Genomic DNA, 6,351 nt, shown 5'->3' on the forward strand with positions numbered 1-6,351 from the left:
ATGACGCGATGGGAGTCCAAACCCCGAAATAGATATAATTTCACGGGACTTCAGGCTTTGGTGGCTGGCGCCACCACCTTTTCCCCCCCCCCCGCAGTTCGGTCGGGCAACAAAAGGTAAGCGCCTTTATGGGCAGGCTAGGCGCCTTATTTTGCACGACTTGCACATCCTATGCAGGATGTGCACAGTGGACAATAAAGCTCCGCGAATCATTTTTCTCAAAAGTTGCTCTACATTAAGCACGGGTTGTTGTGCCCCCCGCACAGCGGGGGAAAGGTGGTGCCGTAAGGCACCAAAGGGGGAAAAGACGCCTGCAGGCGGCTAATCTCCGTAATGCTGTTCGTAACATATGAAATCAAGGGTAAACATAGAGGGGTTATATTCTCTCCCCTGAATAGGGGAGAGTCCGGCGCAGCCGGATAAGGGGTGGCCACCGGAGGTGGCCAATTCAGCAGAATGTTCAGTGCGATTTATGCAGCAGAAAGGCATTCCCGTAACGCTGACTATATACTCATTGCCGCGCAGCGGTGCACAGCGAACTGGAGTTACACCAGCGAACATAATTTGTAGGAGCAAAGCGACGCGCAAATTATTGTGAGTCGGTGATAGCCGTGCTGTAGGGAAGCGACAGCGACTCGAAAATCCAGTGAGTCGTTTCCCCTGTGGGGCAATCCACAACCCTCGGCGGCGGAGCCGCCGTCAAACCTGAGAACCCTCCGGCCAAAGGCCGGTCAAACTTAAGAACCTTCCCCTCTGAACCCTCTGAACCCTCTGAACCCTCTGAACCTTTTGAACCCTGGGCCCAAGGGGCCCATTAAAAATTTTCAGTCCCCTATTGGATTTTTGTGAAAAATTTTGTATAATAGGGTTACATGGAGGAAATGCCATGGGATGGGTGTATCCTATCCGGTCTCATTGATGATTATTTCCCTGATTATCAATCGGACTGCGGGGCTGTCATACTCCTCAATGGCGGCTTGGCACAGAAAAGCGGTGTATGCCGCTTTTTTTGTTGGTTCTTTCTCTTTTCCCGCGTGTTATAATGGGGGTAATGTTTTTGATACTGAGAAAACCGGTTCATGGGGTTGAATCACTGTTTTCTATTTCCTGAAAGAAGGATTATCAATGAAAAGACAGCATCGCAGATATACATGGAAGGATGGGAAGTCTCTGGAGCTGGGGGAGAAGTCCCTGGTTATGGGGATTCTGAATGTGACGCCCGATTCGTTTTCCGACGGAGGAAAGTGGAATTCCGATATGCTGGCTGTGTCCCACACCACCGATATGGTGAAGGACGGGGCGGATATTATCGACGTGGGCGCGGAATCCACCCGGCCCGGTCATCAGGTGCTGACGGCGGCAGAGGAGACGGAGCGGCTCATGCAGTTTCTTCCGGATGTGCTGAAGGTGAGCATGGTGCCTGTGTCTGTGGATTCCTATCATTATGAAACCATGGAAAAGGCGCTGTCTGCCGGCGCCCATATGGTGAATGATATCTGGGGCTTCCAGTATGACGACGGCAGCATGGCAAAAGTGTCTGCCGCCTTTGATGTGCCTGTGATTCTCATGCATAACCAGGAAACAGAGGAGTACGGGGACGATATTATTGAGGATTTGAAGCATTTCTTTGATAAGTCCATTGAAATCGCCCTCTCTGCCGGCGTGAAGACGGAGAATATCATCCTGGATCCGGGCATCGGTTTCTCGAAGAATGTGGAGCAGAATATGGAAATCCTGACGCGGCTTGATGAGCTCACTCTGGCTTTCCCCTGTCCCTGGCTTCTGGGGGTGAGCCGGAAGCGGTTCATTGGCGCTATTCTTGATACCGACGCAGCTGAAAGGGATGAAGGTACAGCGGCGGTGAACCTTTGGGGCGCGGAAAAGGGCTGCACCATTTACCGGGTGCACGATGTGAAGACCACGGCCCGGGAGCTTAAGGTGTGGGATGCTCTCCGCCTTTTCCATATAGAAGGAGAATGACATGGATCATATCGACTTGAAGGGAATGGCCTTTTTCGGCTACCATGGCGATGAGCCGGAGGAGACAAAGCTGGGTCAGAGATTCTACATCGATGTGGAAATGGATCTTGACCTGTCAAAGGTGGGAAAATCCGATGTACTGGAAGATTCGGTGAATTATGTGGCTGTCTATGAAATGGTAAAGAAGAGAGCGGAAGGGGGCCCCTACAAGCTGCTGGAAAGGCTGGCAGGGGTGATTAATGAGGACATTATGGAGAGTTTTCCCCTGGTGATGAAGGTGATTACCACGGTTCACAAGCCCGGTTCTCCCATCCCCGGCATTCTGGAGGATGTATCGGTGACGCTCTCTGCGGAAAGGAAATGACAGAAAAGGAAGACTCCTTTTCTCAAACACATGAATACTTATATTATGGCAATGGGATCCAATATGGGGGATTCCCTTCGTATACTGAAGGAAGCTGTGGAAAGGCTTTCCAGGGAAGAGGGACTCACGGTGAGAAAAGTCTCTTCCTTTTACAGGACAAAACCCTGGGGGAAGAGGGACCAGCCCGATTTCATCAATGCCGCCGCACTGGTGGAATGGGAAGGGAGCGCAGAGGCGCTCATGGCTCTCCTCCTTCAGGTAGAGAAGGAATTCGGACGGGAAAGGAAGGTCCACTGGGGGCCCCGGACCCTGGATCTGGACTTGATTTACAGTGAGAACTGCACAAGGGAAACGGATTTCCTCCGTCTGCCGCATCCTTATTTCTGGGAGCGGCCTTTTGTGCTTGTTCCCATGGAAGAAATTCTGCCCTCCTTTACCTATGAGGGGAAGACAATCCATGCACGGATTCTGGAACTTAAGGGATATAAAGATCTGGTGAAGATGAATGAGAGAAAGGAGGCAGGAAATGAGTGAAAATACACCTTCCTTATCCGGAGTGAAGGAGGCCCTGAGGGGAGAAAGAAAGACTTTTGAAATGGACAGTCATACAGGCCCTTCCCTGGTGGAAGATTTAGAGCCAAAGGTAAAGGAGCTTCTGGAAGGCAGAAAGAAAGCCCACATGATGACCGGTATTTCCGGTTCCCAGAAAGCGCTTCTGGCAGCCTCCCTTCTTCGCAGCTTTGGGCAGGCGGTGATTGTGGTGCCGGAGCAGAAGGACATTTTCCGCTGGGAAGAGGATCTGGCCTTTTTTGCGCCGGATTTTGAAGTGCATCCCTTCCCCCTGGTGGAAGAGGCCGGTTTTAATGTCACCTTCTCCGGCATGGAAAGGCAGCGGGACCGCATGCAGGCTCTCTCCAGGCTTATGGACGGGAAAAAGACGGTGATTCTGGCGTCCTCCGTAGAAGCAGCCCAGAAGATTGTAAGTCCCCTGGCTCTGAAGGACCATGCCCTGTCCTTTGCCCTGGGACAGGAAATAGAACGGGAAGAGCTTTTAGAGAAACTGGTATCCGCCGGTTATGAAAGGGTGGACCAGGTGGAGCGCTGCGGCCATTTTGCAGTGCGTGGCGACATTGTGGATGTATTTCCTGTAAGCGAAACCCATCCGGTGCGCATGGAATTCTTTGGCGATGAAATCGACAGTCTCCGTTCCTTCGATGAAGACAGCCAGCGGTCCATTGAAAATTTCAGGGAGGTCATGATCCTTCCCCTTTCCCTGAAGGAAGAAAAGGACAGCATTCTTTTTGATTACCTCGAAAAGGGACTCATTATTTATGATGAACCGCAAAGGGGAGAAGAGGGGCTGAAGCGCTTCTTCAAGGAAGAAAGAGAAAACAGGAAGAGAGCCCTTTCTTTCCATGACATGGCGGTCAGGGGAAGGAAGGGAAACAGGGAAATCATCCTTTCCCTCCTGAATCGTTCCCTGGACGATTTTTCGCCGGAAGTGCACAGCTGGCAGGGCCAGTCCATGACCAACTACCAGCGGCAGATTCCTATTTTCATCGAAGACCTGAAGGCTCTTCTGAAAAAGGAGTGGAAGGTGCTCTTTGTGGTGCCCAGGGCTTCGGAGGAAGAGGAGTTAAAGGGCATACTGAAGGAATATGACATTCCTCTTTCCGAAGAACTCATGCCCTCTGCGGTGCACCTCATCCACGGCGTCCTGTCGGAAGGCTATGAAATGGCAGAGGACAAGCTGGCAGTGCTCACTGCCGGCGATGTACTGGGGAAACAGAAAATCCGGCGGGTAAGAGGCGCCGGCAAGGGACGGCAGATCCGCTATTTCTCCGACCTCAACGTGGGAGACTATGTGGTGCAGGACGTGCACGGCATAGGCAAGTACCTGGGCATTAAAACCATCGAACTTTCCGGCGTGCACCGTGACTATATCGCCATCCAGTATGCAGGAAATGATAAACTCTACCTGCCGGTGGAAAAGATTTCCACCCTGGAAAAATATATAGGTCCCGAAGGGGGCACGCCGGTGCTCAGCAAAATGGGGGAGGCCCACTGGGAAAAAATCCGGTCCAAGGCCAGAAAGTCCATTGAAGAACTGGCGGAGCAGCTGCTGGATATTTACGCCAAGCGGGAAATCACCAAAGGCATTGCCTTTGCCAAAGACGGCGTGGAACAGAGGGAATTTGAAGACACTTTTCCCTTTGTGGAAACGGAAGACCAGCTCACCGCCATCGACGGCATCAAGAAGGCCATGGAGCGGCCCATTCCTATGGATATGCTCCTCTGCGGCGATGTGGGCTTCGGCAAAACGGAAGTGGCCATGCGGGCTGTCTTTAAATGCGTTATGAGCGGCTACCAGGCCATGGTGCTCTGTCCTACCACGGTGCTCTCCCAGCAGCATTATAAAAATTTCAAAGAGCGCATGGAACAGTTCGGCGTGAACCTGGCCCTTTTGAACCGCTTCACCACCCTGAAGGAAAAGAAGGAAATCCTTCGTAAAATGAAGGACGGCGAGGTGGATGTGATCATCGGCACCCATGCGGTGCTGAACAAAAAGGTGACCTGCCGTAAACTGGGCCTTCTGGTGGTGGATGAAGAGCAGCGGTTCGGCGTGGTGCAGAAGGAAAAATGGAAATCCTGGTCCTCCGGCATCGACGTGCTCACCCTGTCGGCTACCCCGATCCCCCGCACCCTGCACATGAGCCTTACGGGGGTGAGGGACATGGTTACCATTACCACCCCTCCCTCCAACCGACACGCCATCCAGACCTATGTGACGGAATACGATGACGCCATTGTAAAGGACGCCATCCTCCGCGAAAGGGAAAGAGGGGGCCAGACCTACTTCGTATACAACCGCATCGAAACCATGGGCGCCATGCTGGACCATTTAAGAAGCATCCTTCCTGATGACATTACCATCGGCGTGGCCTATGGCCGTATGGAAGGCAGGCAGCTGGAAAGGGTGATGGTAGACTTCTATGAAGGACGGTACGACGTACTTCTCTGCACCACCCTCATCGAAAACGGCCTGGACCAGCCTAACGCCAACACCATGCTGGTTTATGATGCAGACCGCATGGGTCTTTCCCAGATTTACCAGATGAGAGGGAGAGTTGGGCGGTCTGAAAAAATCGCCAGGGCCTGGTTTTTCTACCGGAAGGGCAAAGTCCTTTCGGAAGTGGCGGAAAAACGACTGGACACCATCCGCGAATTCACAGAACTGGGCAGCGGCTTCAAAGTGGCCATGCGGGATCTGGAAATCCGCGGCGCCGGCAACCTTCTGGGCGCCGCCCAGCACGGCAACATTGCCAGCGTAGGCTTTGCCACCTACTGCACCATGCTGGAAGAAGCGGTGGAACGGCTCCGGGCGAAAAGAGAGAACAGGCCCCTGCCGAAGAAACTGCCCAATACCACCATTGAATTCCGTCAGGACGCCTACCTGGACAGCGCCTATATTTCCAATGAAGAACAGAAAATGGAAATCTACCGCCGCCTGGCCTCTGTGGAAAACGAAAAGGCACTGTCCGACCTCATCGACGAAGTGGTGGACCGCTACGGCTCTCCCACGGCGCCGGTGGAAAAACTCTTCCGTGTCTCCCACATCCGTGTCAAAGCCAGACACCTGGGCATCGGAAGCATTATGGACGGCGGCACCAATTTCGTCATTACCTGGGCGGACGAAGACCCCATGCATGGCTGGAACCCCATGAAACTTCCAAGGACCATGCTCCCCTACATCCGCCTCCTCCCCGGCACCATAGCCAAAATGAGCATTAACAAAAAAGGCATGGCCGGCGATGAAATGAAATGGATGGACGGGTTTATGGATGAAATGTACAGGGAAGTGAAAGGGGAGTAAGGAGAGGCCGCTGTGCGGCCAGGGTTGACGCCTGCTATGCAGGCGAAGTTTGACGGGGCTGCCGCCCCGAGGGTTCTAAAGTTGTGCGCCAGTTCGGCGTGTATGGTATAGCCCGGTGAGAGCCCGGGCCCGG

4 protein-coding genes are annotated in these 6,351 nt (G+C 53.1%); all 4 read left to right on the plus strand.

The window, feature by feature from the left end; genetic code table 11:
• Positions 1-1,125: 1,125 nt before the first annotated feature.
• The 4 genes from folP to mfd are packed head-to-tail and all read left to right on the plus strand — an operon-like array spanning position 1,126 to position 6,218.
• Complete coding sequence (folP, locus tag Q0482_RS00395) at positions 1,126-1,980, plus strand: dihydropteroate synthase (protein ID WP_299142015.1); 855 nt, start codon at positions 1,126-1,128, stop codon at positions 1,978-1,980.
• A 1-nt stretch (position 1,981) separates the two neighbouring features.
• Positions 1,982-2,344 carry a dihydroneopterin aldolase gene (gene folB, locus Q0482_RS00400; protein ID WP_299142017.1) on the plus strand — a complete coding sequence of 121 codons (363 nt, stop codon included), beginning with the start codon at positions 1,982-1,984 and terminating at the stop codon, positions 2,342-2,344.
• Between the two features lie 30 nt (positions 2,345-2,374).
• On the plus strand, positions 2,375-2,878 hold the full coding sequence (gene folK, locus Q0482_RS00405) for a 2-amino-4-hydroxy-6-hydroxymethyldihydropteridine diphosphokinase (RefSeq protein WP_299142019.1): 504 nt from the start codon (positions 2,375-2,377) through the stop codon (positions 2,876-2,878).
• A complete protein-coding gene (gene mfd / locus Q0482_RS00410) occupies positions 2,871-6,218 on the plus strand; it encodes a transcription-repair coupling factor (protein ID WP_299142021.1) in 3,348 nt (1,115 codons plus the stop codon). Before folK ends, mfd begins: the two co-directional genes overlap by 8 nt.
• Positions 6,219-6,351: the final 133 nt, after the last annotated feature.

Source organism: uncultured Dialister sp., assembly GCF_937959425.1.
GTDB lineage: Bacteria > Bacillota > Negativicutes > Veillonellales > Dialisteraceae > Dialister.

Excerpts from the sequence above, each read along its gene's own strand:
- folP (WP_299142015.1), top strand. The coding sequence starts at position 1,126 with ATGAAAAGACAGCATCGCAGATATACATGGAAGGATGGGAAGTCTCTG.
- folB (WP_299142017.1), top strand. The coding sequence starts at position 1,982 with ATGGATCATATCGACTTGAAGGGAATGGCCTTTTTCGGCTACCATGGC.
- folK (WP_299142019.1), top strand. The coding sequence starts at position 2,375 with ATGAATACTTATATTATGGCAATGGGATCCAATATGGGGGATTCCCTT.
- mfd (WP_299142021.1), top strand. The coding sequence starts at position 2,871 with ATGAGTGAAAATACACCTTCCTTATCCGGAGTGAAGGAGGCCCTGAGG.